The 17,407-nt window shown below is 36.6% G+C and carries 18 protein-coding genes; 17 read left to right on the forward strand and 1 reads right to left on the reverse strand.

The window, feature by feature from the left end; genetic code table 11:
• From O4O04_RS11400 to O4O04_RS11410, 3 genes are all read left to right on the forward strand, one after another.
• On the forward strand, positions 1–1,179 hold the full coding sequence (locus O4O04_RS11400; RefSeq protein ID WP_272531817.1) for a cyclic di-GMP phosphodiesterase: 1,179 nt from the start codon (positions 1–3) through the stop codon (positions 1,177–1,179).
• Positions 1,179–1,529 (forward strand): YraN family protein, encoded by a 351-nt coding sequence (locus O4O04_RS11405; protein WP_272531818.1) that lies wholly within the window; start codon positions 1,179–1,181, stop codon positions 1,527–1,529. The genes O4O04_RS11400 and O4O04_RS11405 overlap by 1 nt, the downstream gene beginning before the upstream one ends.
• Positions 1,530–1,616: 87 nt before the next feature.
• On the forward strand, positions 1,617–1,817 hold the full coding sequence (locus O4O04_RS11410) for a hypothetical protein (protein ID WP_272531820.1): 201 nt from the start codon (positions 1,617–1,619) through the stop codon (positions 1,815–1,817).
• 9 nt (positions 1,818–1,826) lie between these two features.
• On the opposite strand, the gene O4O04_RS11415 is transcribed toward O4O04_RS11410, so the two are convergent.
• Positions 1,827–3,401, reverse strand: a complete 1,575-nt coding sequence (locus O4O04_RS11415; RefSeq protein WP_272531821.1) for a YifB family Mg chelatase-like AAA ATPase — start codon at positions 3,399–3,401, stop codon at positions 1,827–1,829.
• A 112-nt stretch (positions 3,402–3,513) separates the two neighbouring features.
• On the opposite strand from O4O04_RS11415, the gene O4O04_RS11420 reads away from it, so the two are divergent.
• The 14 genes from O4O04_RS11420 (at position 3,514) to gspN (ending at position 17,262) form a co-directional block, all read left to right on the forward strand.
• Complete coding sequence (locus O4O04_RS11420) at positions 3,514–3,903, forward strand: type II secretion system-associated lipoprotein (protein ID WP_272531822.1); 390 nt, start codon at positions 3,514–3,516, stop codon at positions 3,901–3,903.
• Positions 3,904–3,932: 29 nt separating this feature from the next.
• Positions 3,933–4,892 (forward strand): peptidoglycan DD-metalloendopeptidase family protein, encoded by a 960-nt coding sequence (locus O4O04_RS11425; RefSeq protein WP_272531823.1) that lies wholly within the window; start codon positions 3,933–3,935, stop codon positions 4,890–4,892.
• Positions 4,893–4,959: 67 nt separating this feature from the next.
• Positions 4,960–5,865 carry a general secretion pathway protein GspC gene (locus O4O04_RS11430; RefSeq protein WP_272531825.1) on the forward strand — a complete coding sequence of 302 codons (906 nt, stop codon included), beginning with the start codon at positions 4,960–4,962 and terminating at the stop codon, positions 5,863–5,865.
• A 16-nt stretch (positions 5,866–5,881) separates the two neighbouring features.
• Positions 5,882–7,804 carry a type II secretion system secretin GspD gene (gene gspD / locus O4O04_RS11435; RefSeq protein WP_442915890.1) on the forward strand — a complete coding sequence of 641 codons (1,923 nt, stop codon included), beginning with the start codon at positions 5,882–5,884 and terminating at the stop codon, positions 7,802–7,804.
• The gene (gene gspE / locus O4O04_RS11440) at positions 7,801–9,477 is read left to right on the forward strand and encodes a type II secretion system ATPase GspE (protein ID WP_272531826.1); all 1,677 of its coding nucleotides are present in this window, start codon (positions 7,801–7,803) and stop codon (positions 9,475–9,477) included. The genes gspD and gspE overlap by 4 nt, the downstream gene beginning before the upstream one ends.
• Before the next feature lie 2 nt (positions 9,478–9,479).
• The gene (locus O4O04_RS11445; RefSeq protein ID WP_272531827.1) at positions 9,480–10,709 is read left to right on the forward strand and encodes a type II secretion system F family protein; all 1,230 of its coding nucleotides are present in this window, start codon (positions 9,480–9,482) and stop codon (positions 10,707–10,709) included.
• A 13-nt stretch (positions 10,710–10,722) separates the two neighbouring features.
• On the forward strand, positions 10,723–11,217 hold the full coding sequence (locus O4O04_RS11450; RefSeq protein WP_272531828.1) for a type II secretion system protein GspG: 495 nt from the start codon (positions 10,723–10,725) through the stop codon (positions 11,215–11,217).
• 23 nt (positions 11,218–11,240) lie between these two features.
• Positions 11,241–11,834, forward strand: coding sequence for a pilus assembly FimT family protein (locus tag O4O04_RS11455; RefSeq protein WP_272531829.1), 594 nt, complete (start codon positions 11,241–11,243; stop codon positions 11,832–11,834).
• Between the two features lies 1 nt (position 11,835).
• The gene (locus O4O04_RS11460) at positions 11,836–12,357 is read left to right on the forward strand and encodes a type IV pilus modification PilV family protein (protein ID WP_272531830.1); all 522 of its coding nucleotides are present in this window, start codon (positions 11,836–11,838) and stop codon (positions 12,355–12,357) included.
• 82 nt (positions 12,358–12,439) lie between these two features.
• Positions 12,440–13,048, forward strand: a complete 609-nt coding sequence (locus O4O04_RS11465; protein WP_272536081.1) for a type II secretion system protein GspJ — start codon at positions 12,440–12,442, stop codon at positions 13,046–13,048.
• Positions 13,011–14,111 carry a type II secretion system minor pseudopilin gene (locus O4O04_RS11470; protein ID WP_272531831.1) on the forward strand — a complete coding sequence of 367 codons (1,101 nt, stop codon included), beginning with the start codon at positions 13,011–13,013 and terminating at the stop codon, positions 14,109–14,111. The genes O4O04_RS11465 and O4O04_RS11470 overlap by 38 nt, the downstream gene beginning before the upstream one ends.
• 1 nt (position 14,112) lies before the next feature.
• Positions 14,113–15,738, forward strand: coding sequence for a cell division protein FtsA (locus tag O4O04_RS11475; RefSeq protein WP_272531832.1), 1,626 nt, complete (start codon positions 14,113–14,115; stop codon positions 15,736–15,738).
• Between the two features lies 1 nt (position 15,739).
• Positions 15,740–16,267 (forward strand): hypothetical protein, encoded by a 528-nt coding sequence (locus O4O04_RS11480; protein WP_272531833.1) that lies wholly within the window; start codon positions 15,740–15,742, stop codon positions 16,265–16,267.
• Positions 16,264–17,262, forward strand: coding sequence for a type II secretion system protein GspN (gspN, locus tag O4O04_RS11485; RefSeq protein ID WP_272531834.1), 999 nt, complete (start codon positions 16,264–16,266; stop codon positions 17,260–17,262). The genes O4O04_RS11480 and gspN overlap by 4 nt, the downstream gene beginning before the upstream one ends.
• Positions 17,263–17,407 lie beyond the last annotated feature (145 nt).

Consider the following 17,407-nt stretch of genomic DNA (forward strand, 5'->3'; position numbering starts at 1 on the left):
ATGAACAAGATTAGTGTTTCATCTTTAAAAAAAGGAGATCGTTTCTCAAAACCAGTCTATCTGGATGCGGACACAGTTTTCATTAGTTCAAATTCTCCTATCTCAGATGCGGACTTGGAACGCTTATCCAAGTTCGGTATCACGGAAGTTTTTTCTGATGGAAGCAAAATCGATCGGAGTGATGCACCTGCTTTCAGTCCGAAAAGCCAAGAAGACAAACTTCCGTTTCTAGACCAATCAGAAGATGGTCTAAGATTAAAAGTCATCTATGATAAAATTACTCACAACCGATATGAATTTGATTCTCTGTATTCATCAACCCTGGAAACAGTTCAAAAAGCCTATAAATCGATAGCTGATGGTAAAAATGTTGAAGTCCGTGAGTTTCGAGAAGTTGGCGAGAAGATTGTCGACTTTGTAAAAGCAAATCCTCAAGTTGCCGTTTATTTAAATAGCCAAACCCAAACTGGATATTACCTGTTCAACCAAGTTGTATCTGCAACTTTTTTCTCAATTCTGCTTGGATCCCATTTAGACTATTCAAGACCGAAGTTGATTGACCTGAGTTTTGCTGGTCTCTTTGCGGATATAGGAATGTCATTGATTTCGAGCCAAATATCCGAAAAGACAACTGTTTTGGATGAGAATGATAGAAAAATTATCATGAAGCATACGCTAACTGGCTACCAAGTCCTAACGCAAAAAGTAAAATTGAAGAATGCTTTAGCAGTAGTCTGTCTTCAACATCATGAAAATTTTGATGGAACTGGATATCCTCAAAGAATGGCAGGCAATTCCATTGAAGAGTTCTCAAGAATCTATACGATTGCTGATAACTTCTCCGCCTTATCGGCAAAAAGACCTTATAGAACTGCGTTCCTTCCTCATGATGCAATCAAGATGATGATTGGTGAGATGGTTACTAAGTTTGATCTTAAAATGGTGAGGCTATTTCTCAATATTCTATCTATGTATCCACTTGGATCCTATGTAGAATTATCAGATGGACGAATCGCTATGGTTGTAGATGTGAACAAAGATAAACCCATACGTCCATCGGTTCGAATCATCAAAGAATCAAACGGAGAAAAAGTTCGAACTCTGCAATTTTGCAATCTTGGTCTTGACTTACAAGTTTACATCACATCCGCTGTTGATTCCAAAAAAGCAACTTCTTAATGCCGGAAAGCAAAACAAGTCTCGGCAAACACGGCGAAGACTTATCTGCCGAATTCCTGGCATCTAACAACTACTCAATTATCGAGAGGAACTTCCGCAAACGATATGGTGAACTTGACATAATCGCATCGAAAGACGAAGTCTTATATGCGATTGAAGTCAAATATAGGCAACAGATAGATGAAGATTTTCATCCTATAAACGTAATGAATACTAAAAAGATGTTAAGGATGAGAAAGGTCATAGAGACATATATAAATGCCCATACACAATTCAATGCCATCAATATTTCGTTCTGTCTCATTACAGTTGATGAAAAAGGTAAAGTAGATTTTTATTCCGATTTATAAAATTTGTTTTTTTAAGTTACAAAGTTTATAGACCGATTCCTTAAATGACTCACGGAAGAGTCAAGGCAAATACAAGGAAGTATTATCATGAAAAAATTATTGGTGCAGGGTAACCTCGCTGAAGCTCCCAGTTATGGACCGGATCCAGTCATGCTCAGAAAAAGTGGGCAGGCAAGTAAACTGAAAAAAAAGTCGGAATCCTATAAACAGAGAATTGACGATCCATCTTATATGGATTTTGCGATAGATAAGATTGCCGTTGAATTGCTCCATTTTATTTCAAAGTAAAAAACTCGATTAGGCTGCTAATTTTTTTATGTTTTTACTTCCGTCCCGTAAACTGCAGGCAAGGCAGATATCAGCTTCAGTGACTAAGTCATTGCACTTGAGATCTGCTATTGTCCTTGCGAGTCCCAAAATCTTTTCTCTCTCTCGAATAGACATCGCTTCTTTTGAAGCAAAATTCTCCCAGGCAATAATCGCATGTTTATCCCATCTAGTCTGTTCTATTGCTTCATTATAAGTCATAGAGGCGTTGGATCTTATATTAGAGTTTTGATATCTTTTCCATTGTATACATCTAACATTTTGAATTCTGCTACGAACTTCATTAAGATCTATGCGAATTGAATTGCCGGGATATTTTGATGGTGCGTAAACTTCTGAGATTATATCAATTCGATCGAGTAGGGGACCTGTTAACTTTGATAAGTATCCTCGGATCTGATCTTTTCTACATCCGCAACTTCCTTCTGCGATCGAGAATTCACCGCATGGACAAAGGTTAGATGCAGCTATCAGTTGGAATCGGCAAGGTAAACTACTCCATTTCGTATTCCTGTTCAACGTAATATTACCCTTTTCTAATGGTTCACGCAAATTCTGAAGAATACTAGATTTCATTTCACCAATTTCATCTAAAAATAAAATTCCATTATGAGCTAAACTGATTTCCCCTCGTTCTAAAGTTGATCCACCACCAATTAATGAACTCATAGTGATCGAATGATGAGGGTTACGAAAAGGTCGCATCCATTGATTCCCACTTCCGTAAAATTCTTGTGATTGAATGGCTGCGATTTCTTTCCATTCAGCTAAATTCGGAACGGATTGCAGAGAACTTGCAATCTCACCAAGCATGGACTTACCTGAGCCTGGACTACCGATCATAAGCATATGATGGTTGCCAGCAAGAGCGATTTCTAGAGCCTCAAATGCAAATCGCTGACCTGCATACAGATCAATGAATCCTAAGCTCTCCAGATTCATATTCTGATTGATTGGATTGCTTTTTACACTTTTTACACTTTCAAATTTCGGATTCGCTAACTGCGAATTTAAAGCTGAGTCATCCAAGTTGATTTGTGATAAGGATTCAATTGGTTTTACTTTTCCTTTCCAGAAAATTCTACACTGCTCAAGGTTCTCCGTCGGTAAAACTATAGTAGATAATTCGTCTGAAAGATTGCAAGCGAGCAACCGAGAGGCATCTTGAATCGGCTTGATGGAACCATCCAATCCAAGTTCTCCTAGAAGAAGGAGAGGATGTTCAGATATTTCCAGGGAAATTTGGTTTGAAGCCAAGAGAATTCCTACAGCAAAGCTTAAATCAAAATGAGAACCCTTTTTCGGAATTCCAGTAGGACTTAGATTGATTGTAATATTTTGCAAAGGGAATTCAAATCCAGAATTTTCAATTGCAGCTCTGACTCTATCTCTTGATTCACGCATGGTCGTAGTAGGGAGCCCAATAACTTGGTATCCAGGAATTCCTCTTCTCAAGTAGATCTCCACATTCACAAGCACTGGACTCATATCGCTTAGGCTCAGTGTTTGAACGATAGAAAATTTTCCCTTATGGCTCTGCTTCATTCATAAGGTATTTCTAAATTTCTTAAGTATGATTTCCAGATTATGGTTTTTTTTAGGTTTTATTATTTATTTCTTGCCTAGTTTGCCTTATATTTTAGCATCTTTTTAAATTATGAGTGGTTTTCGTTCGATTTTCATTGGTTTTGTAGGTATTCTACTTTTGATCGATTGTTCCACTCGATTGATACCTAAAGAGAAAGTTCTTGAATACAATGAAATGTTTTATGAGAGAACTTATGTCTTAAAAGAAGAACTCAAGCTCTCAAAAGATGATACAATAGGCAAAGGATCTCTGGTTAAACTCTATGTTGAGTCTACTCCTTCCTTATTGAAAGTTAAATGTTACCCAATCACTGAATCTCGAGAATATGCAGTTGGACGATTAGCAATCTACTTGATAAACGATACAGTCGAGAAGCGAAATATTGAATTAGAAGAACTAGAAGAGATCATAGCTCAGAAATTTGAGCCTTATGATCCAAACAAAAAAAGAAAAAGATAGAAATTATTAGGTTTAGTTGGTTACATTTTATGAAGTTGCATTCAGATTCAAGTTTGTTCATACACCGTGTCGATAGATTTAAGGTGGGTTCCAAATCATTCATATTTATTTTGTTTTTGAGTTTATATACTACAGCTATTTTTTCGAATCCTTTTGACAAATATGAAGAGGAGCTGAACGCTTTAACTGGTAAGCAAACTGTTTCATTTTTCAATTCAAATGACCAGAAAGTTAAGCATTTCTTTCAATCTGGTAATTTCATACCATCAAGTGATCATGAAGAAGTAGACTTGTTGGATGATTTGCCAAAATACATAAAATATTCTGCGATCGTATCCTCAAAGATCATCAATGAGAAAGGCGAAATCGTAAAAAAACATACGGTCAAGGCAAAAGATACTTTGCTTGGAATTGCGAAAACATACGGTAGCGATCTTGCTCGAATCAAATCAAAAAACGGTCTCAAAACAGATCTCATTAGATTAGGGGATATTTTGGAAGTTCCCGTGAAAGTAGCGAATGCCTCCAGAAAAAAAGTCGTTACGAAAAGAATTTTTATAAATCCAGTTCCATCCAGCAGAATCAGTTCAACTTTTGGGCGAAGAAAGGATCCTTTCAATAAATACAGTCGAAATTTTCATGCAGGTTTAGATATGGCAGCCGCTGTTGGAACTCCAGTCATTGCTTCTGCTGATGGAGAAGTTGCGTTTACGGGCAAAAATGGAGGATATGGCAATACTGTTATCATTCTACATCCGGATGGCTATAAAACAGTTTACGCGCATTGTGCAAAAATTGTTGTAGAAGTTGGTGAGAAAGTGACTATGGGTCGGGTAATTGCTGCTGTGGGAAGAACTGGTACTGCAACGGGAGCTCATTTACATTTTGAAGTCTATAAAAATGGAAAACTCATCAATCCCCAGACAGCTCTCAATTCCTATCAGAAAATCATTACAAAACTTCCTATCACAGAGGTTGCTGGACTCTAGAATTCTGCTTGCCAGCGAGTTGTAATCTGGGATTTTAACTTAAGTCCATCCAGTTCAGATTTCATTCATGAATATATACCTTGCACGATTACAGAATAACAAATTTTACACATTAATTCCGGTTGTTCTTTTATTCACCTATGCATTAGCATATCTGGTTAGAATGATTTTGATTGTTTTCTTCAATTCTGGAGTTCAGACATTGTCCGCTCCTTACAAAGCGCGTTTGCAAAAATCTGAGACTTTAAAATCCCTTTCATTTTACGAAGAAGCAATTACAGGAAATCTCATCCGAGGGATGTATTTGGATCCGACTCAGGAAAGATCAATTTCTGGAGTCTCAGATGGAATGAGTTCTGAAGCCGCAGAGGATCCAGACATTGATCAAATGGTCGTAACTGGAACTGTTAGTGGGGATTCTAGCTTTGCAAGAGTAACGATACGAGAAAAGAACGGAATTACGGAAGAATACGCAATCGGTGAAGAAATTGGTGGCTTCCGTGTTCGATCTATAGAACAGCATTATATTATATTACAAAAGTCTAAATTTAAACTGAAAGTATTGATTGGGGAATCTATTGCACAAGCAAAAGAAAAAATCAAAGACAAGATGCCCGATGAAGCTCCAGCTCAGCTTACTTCATCACAGACAATTCAAAAGACTTTATCTCGGGAAGATGTCAATAAAAAATTGAAAGATCCAAACGTAATCTATAAGGATGCAAAATTTGGTCCGCATTTGGTAGACGGCAAAATCGAAGGCTACAAACTTTACCAAGTTGCTAGATCACATTTTTTCTATTCTCTTGGAGCGCGCAGTGGGGACATCATAAAACGAGTGAATGGCATGCCTCTAAACGATACCGAAAAAATGTTGGAAATTTATGGTTCTATAAAAACCGCTCAGAAAATTACGATAGACCTGGATCGAAAAAGCAAAATCATAAGTTACGAATTTTTAATTACAAACTAAATAGAAGCAATAAAGAATGAATCAAAAAAAACCAAAATATCTTATAACATTTCGAAAATTATTGGGATTGTTGCTAATACTTTTCTGTTTGGAATTATTTTCTCAAGATGCTGAGAATCTCGAAGACAACACGATAGAACCGAAAACCACAACCAAAAAATCTACAGAAAATAAGAATAAGAAAGCAGCAACTAATACTGCTACTGCGAAGAAGGGAGCCACTTTTACTGCGGATTGGAGAGACACGGAACTCAAAGATTTTCTTATGGGAATGAGTGCTATCATAAAAAAGAATATACTAATTGATGATAGCATCAAAGGCAAAAAAGTTACGATCATTTCCCAACAGCGTATTCGAGTTGAAGACGCCTATAATTTCATGAAATCTGTTCTGGAAGCACAAGGCTTTGGAATCATCGAAGAATCCGACATCATTAAAGTTGTAAAAATTAAGGACGCTCTAGCGAAAGCTCCGATCGTAAGAGTTGGGCGTGATCCAATTACCGAAGAAGAAGCACTCGGAAATAAAATCATTACGCAAATTGTTCCGTTAGAAAACATAACAGGTCAAGATATAGAACCTATCCTCAAAAGAGTAACCTCACCCGACACAGATGTAATCGTCACGAGAAATTCTAACACTTTAGTTCTATCTGGCTCTTCGGCAGATATAAACAAATTATTAAAAATGGTAGAAACTCTAGACACTGCGGCTCCAACAACTGGACCTGGAGCTGTTAGTTCATCCGGCGATATTCATATTTATACATTAGAATACAATGAAGCAGAAAAGCTTGCTGCAATTCTAGTAAAACTGGATATGCCTGATGTTCCGGTATCAGCCGCACCTTCTTCTACTCCGAATGCCGACCCAAATGCTGATCCGGCAGCCCAAGCTGCTGCACAGGCTGCGGCGCAAGCAGCTCAACAACAAGCTATTGCTCAAGCTCAGGCAGCGCAAGCGGCCAAACCAAAAACTCCTGGAAGAATTGATAAGATCAAAGCGGTCGCCCATAAAGAATCGAATTCTATAATTGTAACTGCTTCAATGCAAGAATGGGAAGAGATACAAAGAATAATAAAAGTCCTCGATCAACCAAGAAAACAAGTTTTATTGGAAGTGTTAATTGTAGAATTAACGTCAACTGATCTAAACGACTTTGGTATAGACTGGAAGTATACGAATGTTACTGGTGAAGCTCCTAATGCCCAATTCAACACTGGACTTGCTGCTCAAGGTGGTATCATTGATTCGACTGGAAGACCAACGAATGTGAACACTTTGTCCGGTTTCTCTCTAGGTTTTTTAGGGAGGACAGGAGATCAAATTGTGGGAATTTTGAATGCGAATTCTACGAATGAAAACTTCCATGTGCTGTCTGCTCCGCAAGTATTGACCTTGGATAACCAAGAAGCAGAAATCAATGTCGGACAGGATGTTCCGGTAAGAACTCAAAATAGAAATGCGGGACTTGGTGGAGACAATGCTGTGACTGTTGCGAACTTCGAGTATCGTCCGACAGGAATTAAGTTAAAATTCACACCTCACATTAACAAGAACAACAAAATCACTTTAGATCTATACCAGGAAATCAAAAACGTAGCTGGTATTTCCAGTGAAGCAACTGGTGGAAACCCAACTTTTAATAAACGAGATATCAAAACAAGTATCGTGGTTGATAATATTCAAACAATCGTTATTGGTGGATTGATTTCTAATGACAAACAGAAAAAGGTTTCAAAAATCCCAATTCTTGGTGAAATTCCATTGATTGGAAACCTTTTCCGAAGAACAACCAATCAACTTCGAAAAACGAACCTCATGTTATTTTTAACACCGCATATATTGAATGATCGAAGTATGTCAGATAGAATCACAATTCAAAAGAAAATTGAACAAGAACGTGAAGAGAAAGAAAGAGATAAAAGGCTCAGATGAAAAAAACGCTTGGTGATATCTTAGTTGAGGATGGGCTATTAACAGAGAAAGATCTGCTTGAATCTCTTAAAACCCAAGCAAAATCCAATGTTCCACTAACGCATATTTTACAAAAGAAAGGACTCGCCGGAGAAATCGATATATTGAAGTCTCTGGCAAAGCTCCATGGTTTGGAATTCCAAGAAAAAATTGAAATCACTGAAATCCATGAAGCCTTTCGATTGGTTCCAAACAAACTCATACAAAAAAGTCGACTCGTTCCATTCGACATAAAGAAAAAAATTGTAAAAATTGCAATCTGTGATCCAACAGACCTCCATCCAATGGACGATATTCGTTCCTTTCTGAAAGGATATAGAGTTGAATTTGTTTTGGTTCCAGAGCCAGAGATAATGCGAGTGATTCATTCGCATTATGATACAACAACATCGGACACGAAAGAACTGATGGATGAAATGGATGGTGACTTCAGTGATCTAACAGGAAGTTTAGAATCTGAAGCACTGGATTTATCTAACGAAGCACCGATTATCAAAATGGTGAACGTCATCCTTTCGCAAGCTGTTTCTGAGAGAGCTTCCGATATTCATATCGAGCCCTATGAGAAAGCACTTGTTGTGCGATACCGTGTGGACGGAATTTTGCATAAAGTTTTGAATCCACCGAAGTCATTCCATGCAGGAATATCGACTCGTATCAAAATCATGTCAAACCTCAATATTGCTGAGAACAGACTACCTCAAGATGGAAGGATTAAACTTCGGCTTGCAGGTAAAGATGTTGATATACGGGTATCATTCATTCCTTGTCAGTATGGAGAAAGGATCGTAATGAGGGTCTTGAACAAGACGGATCAAAAATATTCTTTAGAGACAATGGGTTTATACAAGACCATTTTGGACAATTTTAGAAATCTAATTTATAAACCCCATGGAATCATACTCGTAACTGGTCCGACTGGATCTGGAAAGTCTACTACACTATATTCTGCGTTAAGTGAACTGAACACCGAAGAGCGAAATATTATTACCTGTGAAGATCCTGTGGAATACCAGATTGATGGAATTTCACAGATGCAAATGCAAGAAAAAATTGGTCTAACATTTGCTACAGGGCTAAGAGCAATTTTACGTCAAGACCCTGACATCGTGATGGTTGGGGAGATTCGTGATCAAGAAACAGCAAGAATCGCGATCCAAGCATCGCTTACAGGACATCTTGTATTTTCAACCTTGCATACAAATGATGCCGCCTCTGCCGTTACTAGACTTGTGGATATGGGTATTGAACCATATTTAATCACCTCAACTGTTTTGGGATTTATGGCACAGAGACTTGTTCGTTTGATTTGTAAAGATTGTAGGACGGCTTATAAACCTTCACAAAAAGAATTGGATTCTTTAGGAATCAAAGCTAAAGATTTAAAATCTGGAGTTTTATACAAAGGAAATGGTTGTAGTTCTTGCATGAATACAGGTTACAAAGGACGAACAGGACTGTATGAACTTTTGGTTATGAACCCAGATGTCAAAAAAGTTGTGTTAGCTGGTTCTGATTCAAACAAAATTTTAGAAGTAGCTCAAAATACTGGACTATCAGTATTAAAAGAATATGGAAAACAAAAAGTTATAGATGGCGTCACCACAGTAGAAGAAGTCTTGAGGGTCAGCTAACAATGGCTTTATTTACCTATGTTGCCTTTAACAAAAAAGGCAAAGAAGAGAAGGGTATAGTTGACGCAAACAATATCCAAGGTGCAAGATCCAAATTAAAAGCCAAGGGCTTGTATGTAAAAAACATACAAGAAGATAGAGAAAAGCAAGAGCGCGAATTATTCCCAATTCTATCCAAATTTCTTTATCGAATTCCAAGAAAAGATGTAGGTATATTTGCAAAACAATTAGGAACTCTACTTGGGGCAGGAATACCACTTGATAAATCTTTATCAAGTATAACGGATCAGACTGAGAACGTTTATTTAAGAAAAGTCGTAATTCAAATGAGAGCGGACATCACAGAAGGAATGTCCCTTTCTGATTCGATGAAGAAGCATCCAGACATTTTTCCAGAACAATACCCTTCATTGATATCAGTTGGAGAGCAGACAGGTGATTACGAACCGACTCTCAATCGATTGGCGGAGCTTGAAGAAAAATCCAATGAGTTAAAATCAAAAGTACAAGTTGCTATGGTATATCCATTTATCATGGGAAGTTTATCTGTTCTGGTTGCGATTTTTCTTTTGACAGTTGTAATTCCTCAGATTCAGGAATTGTTTGCACAATTTGATGCGGAACTTCCCTTGATCACTCGAATTGTAATAGGTTTATCTAATTTGCTTACAAACTATTGGTGGGCACTCATTTTAGGGTTTGTTGTTGGAATGTATGTATTCATTCGGTTCAAGAATTCCATAGAAGGAAGAAAGAAATGGGATGCTTTTCTACTGAAAGTTCCCATTATAGGTGGTCTAATAAGAAAGGTAATGATTTCAAACTTTTCAAGGAGTTTGTCTGTATTACTACAGAATCGTGTTCCTTTGATCACTTCATTGCAAATTGTTTCGAGAATTGTAAACCATCATACCTTTCTTACGGAAATCAATGAAGCCATAGAGAAAGTAAAAGAAGGTGGAAAACTCAGTGACGCTTTTCAAAATTCACAAATTCTCCCACAGATGGTAATAGGTATGGTTGCGGCGGGAGAAGTTTCTGATAAAGTTCCACAAATGATGGACAAATTGTCCGAAATCTATGAAGGTGAAGTTGAAAATACAATAAAATCAATGACACAAAGTTTGGAACCAATTATGATTATCGTCATGGGTGGATTGATTTTTACAATTATGGCGGCTATTATGACGCCTATGTATACGCTCACGAAAAGCATTCAACAGAATTTTTAATCTTGGAGGATATATGAAAACAAACAAATCTAAATTCAAAATTGCAGGACGCAGCTTCCGTAGAGGATTGACATTGATTGAAATTGCAGTCGTGGTCATGATTTTGGGAGCGCTAATAGCTATTGTCGCGGTGAACATCAACCCTGGTGAATTAAAAGATGATACTGCAGCTTTGCAATTGAAGAAAGACGCTCAGGAACTTCAGATGCATCTTGAAAGATATGCACAAAGATATGGAACCTATCCATCACCTGAACAAGGATTAATTGCATTGGTTGAGAAGCCAACGGTCGGTGACAATATCCCCGAAGACTATAATCCTATCATAAAGAAGAAATCCGGTGTAGAAGATCCATGGGGAACACCATATATTTTGCGTGTTGACGAATATGGAGAATTGGCAATTTACTCACTTGGTAAAGACAAAAAAGATGGTGGAGACGGTAAAAATGCTGACTTCAATATCTTAAATGAAGATGAATACCCATCCGCTTTCAAAAGAAGGTAGTCTGTCGTAAATAGGACAGAGTTTTGTTACAGACCAAAAGACTAAAGCTACGTCATGGAATGACTACAATTGAGTTGATTGTGGTCATTGCCCTGATCGGCTTTCTATTTACCGTTACAGCCGTTAGTCTCAAAAATTTCATCATTCCATCGTCTAAAGATGTTTCTCAAGCAATTGAAGGGTCAATTAAATTTGCCTACAACCATGCCTTACTCAATCATAAAACTGTAATATTCGAAATAGACTTGGACAATCAAGTTTATAAATTGATTCGAATTGAACGCGATGATGAAGGTCTTAGAGAAGAACAAGTTACTAAACCTAAAAAATTACCATTCAATAATAAAATAATCTCCATTGTTGATTTTTCTGGTAAAATTACAACTAGTGGAATCATTCGAATTCCTTATAGCCACGATGGAACAGGAGTTGATTATACTTTGCTTATGGGCGAAGAGAACACGATAAAAAAATCAATTCAGGTATATCGGTACGGTGGTAAAGTAAATACTTTGAACGGAGAAAAACTTAGAATCGTTAATCCAAACTTACAGAAAGTTGATTATGGTGTGGATGATCGAGACGACTCTGATTCTCGGGATATGAATCGATATTAAAATGAGAATTAGAAATTCAAAATTTCGAAATGGATTCACTCTTATCGAAGTAGCCTTAGCTCTTGGTCTTGGTGCTTTTATAATGGCTTATACTTATGGCTTGATTGCAAAAGGTATCGCTATGCGAAAAGAATCTATACTTCTCGCTAATGCAGTCCATCTTGCCAAAATAAAAATGGCACAAGTAGATTCATCAACCAATATGCAGTCCGATGTAACCAAAGGAGATATTCCAGGATATCCGGGTTATAAATTCGAAACAGAAATCAAAGAAGAAGAACTCGATCTTTTAAAATTAGCTTCCGGTGATAAATCAGATAAATTAAAAGAAAAAGCACCCAAAGATCTGCTAGGTGATAAGGATGCAGGACTCAATGATATTCTTAAGAATAGAGGGCAGGCAAAAGGTTCCGAAACGGGTGGATTGATAAAGGTTTTCCGAGTTAAAGTTTCTATTACTTATCCACTCGGAAAAGATGGAACTGTATATTCCGTCGAAACATTTCGAGCAACAAAATACTGATAAGCAAATGAAATTAACTAGAATAAATTATTTAAAATCATTTTACCGACATCAAAGTAAAAGAAATAAATTGCGCGTCGGTATGACATTGATTGAGATTTCCATTGTGGTTATGTTGATGTCAGTTTTGTTTACTGGGATTTTCACAACATTCTTTATGGCGTTAAAAATTTCTAGAGAGGCAGATCCACCAGATGGCACAACTCGACCTCTCCTAATGCAATCCATTGAGAATATTCGAAGTACTTTGTCTAGAACCTATTTTTTTGAAAGCCAGAAGAGGCTTGTTTTTATAGGCAAGAATGACGGTGGTCCAGGCGAGCGAAATGATAGAATCGTATTTGCCTCAGCTCATCCCAATGCAGAAGAAACGGATACACCTTCCGTGAGAGAAGTATCGTTTTATCTAAAAAAAATGGAATCAAAAGCGGGGCTTTTTCAATTGATTCGAAGAGAAGATGATATGGTTGATAATGTTCCTCTTACTGGAGGGGTAGAGCATGTTTTACTTGAAAATGTGAAAAGTTTTCAAATGAAATATTCAGAAAGAGGAGATAAATGGTTGGATGAGTGGAATTCCAAAACCAATAAAAAAATTCCCAGATTGATACGAATTGAAATCATTGCCTTAGTAGGAAACCAATTTTTAAAATATGAAAGTCTTGCGCATCCAGGGATTCTCTTTAAATAGAAAAAGACGAAAAGGTTCCATGGTTATCCTTCTTGTGGTGGCCGTTGGAACTGCGGCTTTTTTTACAGCTACTAAATTCTCAGAAGATTCTTTGGTCGAGTATCGAATCAGCATTCAAGAAGCAGATGGGTTCAAGGCAAATTCTCTAGCCAAGGCTGGTTTTTTGGGGGGAATTGGAGCACTCAAGAAAATTCCAGAAGAAGTGTTGTATCAATCTGGGATTGCGTTTGATCCGCCACCAATTCCACTTGGAGGAGGAGTAATTTACTATTCGATGATTCCAGAAGATGGAAAAATCAATATGAATGGTTTAGTGAAACTCTACGATGATCAACCCAATCAGCGTATGATTGAAATTGTAACTCGGCTGTATACTCAGTTTGGAATAAAAAGAGAGTTGATCTATCCCGTGATTGATTGGATTGATACAAACACCCAAGAAATGGGCGGTGGCGCAGAATACTATTATTACTCAAGACTCAAACCACCTAGAAAGATTAAGAATGCCCCATTTTATTCCATGTCAGAATTACTAAGTGTCAAGGGTTATGATAGAAAAATGGTCTATGAGACTTTAAAAATGGAAGACTATGACAAGAATAATTCCGATAGTTTTAAAACGGATGAAGAGAAGGCTTTAATCAGTGATAAGGACTTTGTTCTCTCGAATAATATAACTGCTTATTTACCTTTTGGGGATACATACGATGACAGAATAAATATCAATGCAGCTCCTTATCATGTTTTGATGTCTATGTCAGATTTTATGACCAAAGCTGCTGTCATGAAGATTTTAAAATTGAAATTAAAAAAGAATGGGTATATCAAAGAATTGAAAGATCTAGAAAATGAACCAGAATTTCAGGCTAAATCTGCTGGGAATTTAACTCTCTACAAGGAACTCGCTGGCGAGGGGACTGATGTATCTGGTGGACGAATCAAGACAAAAGGTGAAATATACAAAGTGATCGGTGTTGGAATTATAAAAGATAAAGTGGTTAGACGTGTAACTGGTATATTCGATTTACCGAATGATACAATGTTATATTATACGGAAGATTGAAATGATATACGATCAGTATTTAGCAATTGATTACGGTTCCAAATTTATCAAAGGAATTTTATTCAAAAATGTATTAGGAACAACAACAGCAATTCGACTTGAAACTCTCCCTATCGTTCATCTGGCAGATGAAGAAGGAGATGAATATGAATACAATATCATAAGATTCATTCAAAGTTTTTTTCCCGAAGAATCAAAATTCCTTACCAATTTATCTCTTGATCGGTTGTTCATCAGAGATCTTGTAATCCCACTTACCACAGAAAAAGCTGTTCGCGAAGTGATTCCTTTCGAAGTAGAAAATAAATTGCCATTTCCTTCTGAGACCATGGAGGTTCTGGGAGTTCTCGCAAGAATGGATTCGGAGAATTCTTTTGTTGTAACTTTTAATGTTAAACATGAAGAACTCAGTCGAGTAATGAGTCCATTCAATCGGGGTGACGCAAGAGTCGCATGTCTCTCGGTTGATTCTTTGGCCCTATCATCACTATTCCACAAACTTGATAAAAATACTCTTGATCAAAGCTATCTCGGCCAGATCGATATCGGATCTCAACTTTCTGTCTTCAATGCAGTTCATAATGGAAAATTGTATCATACAAGAAGCATCCATTTGGGTTCACAGAATCTTACAGAAATGTTAGCTGAAGAATTATCTATCGATGATGAGGATGCCGAAGATTTTAAAATTCTATTGTCTCCATTTCTATTCGAAGGAAGCGATGAATTTCCTGAAAGTCTAGAATACTATAAAAAGAAATATAAAATTACTAATTCTATTTGGAAATCAATACGCTCAAAAACGGAAATATTTGGTAAAAAAATAGTTTCCGAAATCGAAAAATCAATATTCTCTTTAATTGATACTGAAAGACCGCAGACAATCTACATCTCTGGCGGTGGATCGAAATTAGCTGGTCTAGGAAGATTTATAAGTTCACATTTGGAAATCCCAATCAAAGAATATGATTTTCTTGATATTCAGGATCCTTCTTATATTCAAGCACTGGCAACTGGGAATCACTATCAACAAAAATCATCCGATCAGATTGATTTCTTAACTACCGATTTTGCAAAGAGACTCAATAAGAATAGTTTCAAAATAGGAAATTTTTTACCACACTTGATTCTCGCTGGAATATCAGTTTTTCTACTTGCTGCTGTTTTTGTTTTCGGAATCATCATTGATAAAAGAAAAATCAGCCAGAATCGTCAAATCCTAGTTGAAAAATATAGATCTGGCTTTGGAGAAGAACCTTCGGATCCGGAATTGGTTATTCAATCAGCAATATCTAAACTAAAAGCTGAGCAGAAAAAAACGGAAATTTTTCGCTTATTCTTAAATAAAGAGAGTATGCTTGATATACTCACTGAGACTTCGGAGTTTTTTCCAGACAAGGAATCACTCCCATTCATTTTGGAGAATTTTACATTTGAAGGTTCAGAAGTTAGCATTCAAGGAAAAGTAAATGAATACCCAGATATCGGAGTCATCGAATCTGGACTCGCTAAATCTTCCAAATTCAAAAATGTGAAAGTCATGAACAAAAGATTGATATCTGGAGTTACAAAATTCAAAGTTTCTTTTAAATTGAAAATGGAGATAGTGAGCCCAGACTCAGAGTAAAATGTTTAATCAATTAAATGAAAGAGAAAGAGTCTTTGTTTTCGCGGGAATTCTGCTTATTGTAGTTATGAGTTTATTCCTGGTCTTCAACAAGGCATTTGAACTTAGGCGAGAACTTTCGGAGACCGTCAATGAAACAATGTCTCAAGCAACTCAATTAGATCGCATCATAAACGATTACAAATACTACCAATCTCTCGAGACTGGTGGTCAAGACGAAGATGTCAATCAAATGTATTCCAAATTAGATCAGATTCTGATAAGATACAATTTAAAAGAAAAAGTATCTACCATGAAAGATTCAAGCAATACCATTCGAAAAGAGTATTCACAAATTACAATCGATGTAAGTTTTCGATCTGTAATATTAAATGATATTATTAAGCTAGTTTACGACATCGAAAAAAATAAACAAATCAATGCAAAAGTGGACTATTTAGATTTTCGTAAACCATTCCAAGACAAAGAAGTTTATGACATCAATATGAAGATTTCTTCATTTAAAAAATTGGGCAAGGGGGAATCATGAATCTGGAAGAAATCGCAGAAGATGAATATGTTGATGAAGAAGAGCTTCGTGGTTTAACTGACTCAGATGAAGATGATGAACTTTTAGAAGAAGAGGAGAAGCCTCTTACAAGAAATACAATCCTTGGTCTAATTGGGATTGGTTTTTTTACTTTTCTAGTTTTTTCATTATTTTTATTCCCTCTTGATGAAGTTATTAAATCTGTAATATTAGAATTTACAAAAAAAAGTAATGTCATCGTTGAATTCAAAGATATTCACTTTCCCTTACTTGGAGAAAAAAGAATTGATTCGTTAGCAATTCAACCTTCCAGCGATACTGTTATTAAATCCGAGGAAGTAATCATCGATCTTAAAATTTTGGAAATTTTACAAAGTAGATTTGATGGTGATATCCACTTAAGTTCATTCAGGGTTGAATCGGGAGAGACTTCTATTCTGATTAAGTCGTTGGATGTAAATGGTCGATTGTCTGGGTTTGATGAAAGGATCAGCAAAACAATAGGCGATCTCAATATCAATATTCATGGAGGCAAAATCATTAGTCTTCCAGAGATTCCAATGGTAGGGTCGGATGCAAAAGACATTTTAATTTTAAAAGGCAATTTTCTTCTAAAATTCCGATCTGGTAAAATACTCGTCGAAAAAGGAAATTTTGATACATCTTGGTTTAAGATTAATTTAACAGGCGTCATCCGCTTGGCGGATTCATTTTCATACAGCAATATCGATCTTAAAATTTGTGCAACAGCTCAAGAAAAATTTGCGAATGAAAGACCAGATTTAGCAGGCATGCTTGCTATTTTACCACAAGAGAATGGGCGAGGTTGCTTGCCGATAAAAGGAACAATTTCCGCACCCCAATTCGACATACCAGCATTAACTGGTGCAACGGGATTCGGAACACCGCCACTGCCTGGCGATGGAAGCCAACCAAACGCAACAAATGATCCGATTGTAAAAGATGCGAGCTCTACTGAGGAAGGGGATCAATAAGACCAATCTTACCGCTTAATATGGAATGAAAACTTTCCCACTTTCATCTCAAATGTCTAATTCTTTTGCCAACAATTGCACGCTTAAGAAAGATCTTGATATAAGGATTGATAAAAGAATAAAAATATGCTATAAATGATTGTTT

Origin of the sequence: Leptospira sp. GIMC2001, assembly GCF_028462125.1 — a bacterium.
In the GTDB taxonomy this organism is placed as follows: Bacteria; Spirochaetota; Leptospiria; order Leptospirales; family Leptospiraceae.

Excerpts from the sequence above, each read along its gene's own strand:
- O4O04_RS11460 (WP_272531830.1), top strand. The coding sequence starts at position 11,836 with ATGAGAATTAGAAATTCAAAATTTCGAAATGGATTCACTCTTATCGAA.
- O4O04_RS11425 (WP_272531823.1), top strand. The coding sequence starts at position 3,933 with ATGAAGTTGCATTCAGATTCAAGTTTGTTCATACACCGTGTCGATAGA.
- O4O04_RS11415 (WP_272531821.1), bottom strand. The coding sequence starts at position 3,401 with ATGAAGCAGAGCCATAAGGGAAAATTTTCTATCGTTCAAACACTGAGC.
- O4O04_RS11420 (WP_272531822.1), top strand. The coding sequence starts at position 3,514 with ATGAGTGGTTTTCGTTCGATTTTCATTGGTTTTGTAGGTATTCTACTT.
- O4O04_RS11445 (WP_272531827.1), top strand. The coding sequence starts at position 9,480 with ATGGCTTTATTTACCTATGTTGCCTTTAACAAAAAAGGCAAAGAAGAG.
- O4O04_RS11450 (WP_272531828.1), top strand. The coding sequence starts at position 10,723 with ATGAAAACAAACAAATCTAAATTCAAAATTGCAGGACGCAGCTTCCGT.
- gspD (WP_442915890.1), top strand. The coding sequence starts at position 5,882 with ATGAATCAAAAAAAACCAAAATATCTTATAACATTTCGAAAATTATTG.
- O4O04_RS11470 (WP_272531831.1), top strand. The coding sequence starts at position 13,011 with ATGAAAGTCTTGCGCATCCAGGGATTCTCTTTAAATAGAAAAAGACGA.
- gspE (WP_272531826.1), top strand. The coding sequence starts at position 7,801 with ATGAAAAAAACGCTTGGTGATATCTTAGTTGAGGATGGGCTATTAACA.
- gspN (WP_272531834.1), top strand. The coding sequence starts at position 16,264 with ATGAATCTGGAAGAAATCGCAGAAGATGAATATGTTGATGAAGAAGAG.
- O4O04_RS11400 (WP_272531817.1), top strand. The coding sequence starts at position 1 with ATGAACAAGATTAGTGTTTCATCTTTAAAAAAAGGAGATCGTTTCTCA.
- O4O04_RS11465 (WP_272536081.1), top strand. The coding sequence starts at position 12,440 with ATGACATTGATTGAGATTTCCATTGTGGTTATGTTGATGTCAGTTTTG.
- O4O04_RS11430 (WP_272531825.1), top strand. The coding sequence starts at position 4,960 with ATGAATATATACCTTGCACGATTACAGAATAACAAATTTTACACATTA.
- O4O04_RS11475 (WP_272531832.1), top strand. The coding sequence starts at position 14,113 with ATGATATACGATCAGTATTTAGCAATTGATTACGGTTCCAAATTTATC.
- O4O04_RS11410 (WP_272531820.1), top strand. The coding sequence starts at position 1,617 with ATGAAAAAATTATTGGTGCAGGGTAACCTCGCTGAAGCTCCCAGTTAT.
- O4O04_RS11480 (WP_272531833.1), top strand. The coding sequence starts at position 15,740 with ATGTTTAATCAATTAAATGAAAGAGAAAGAGTCTTTGTTTTCGCGGGA.
- O4O04_RS11405 (WP_272531818.1), top strand. The coding sequence starts at position 1,179 with ATGCCGGAAAGCAAAACAAGTCTCGGCAAACACGGCGAAGACTTATCT.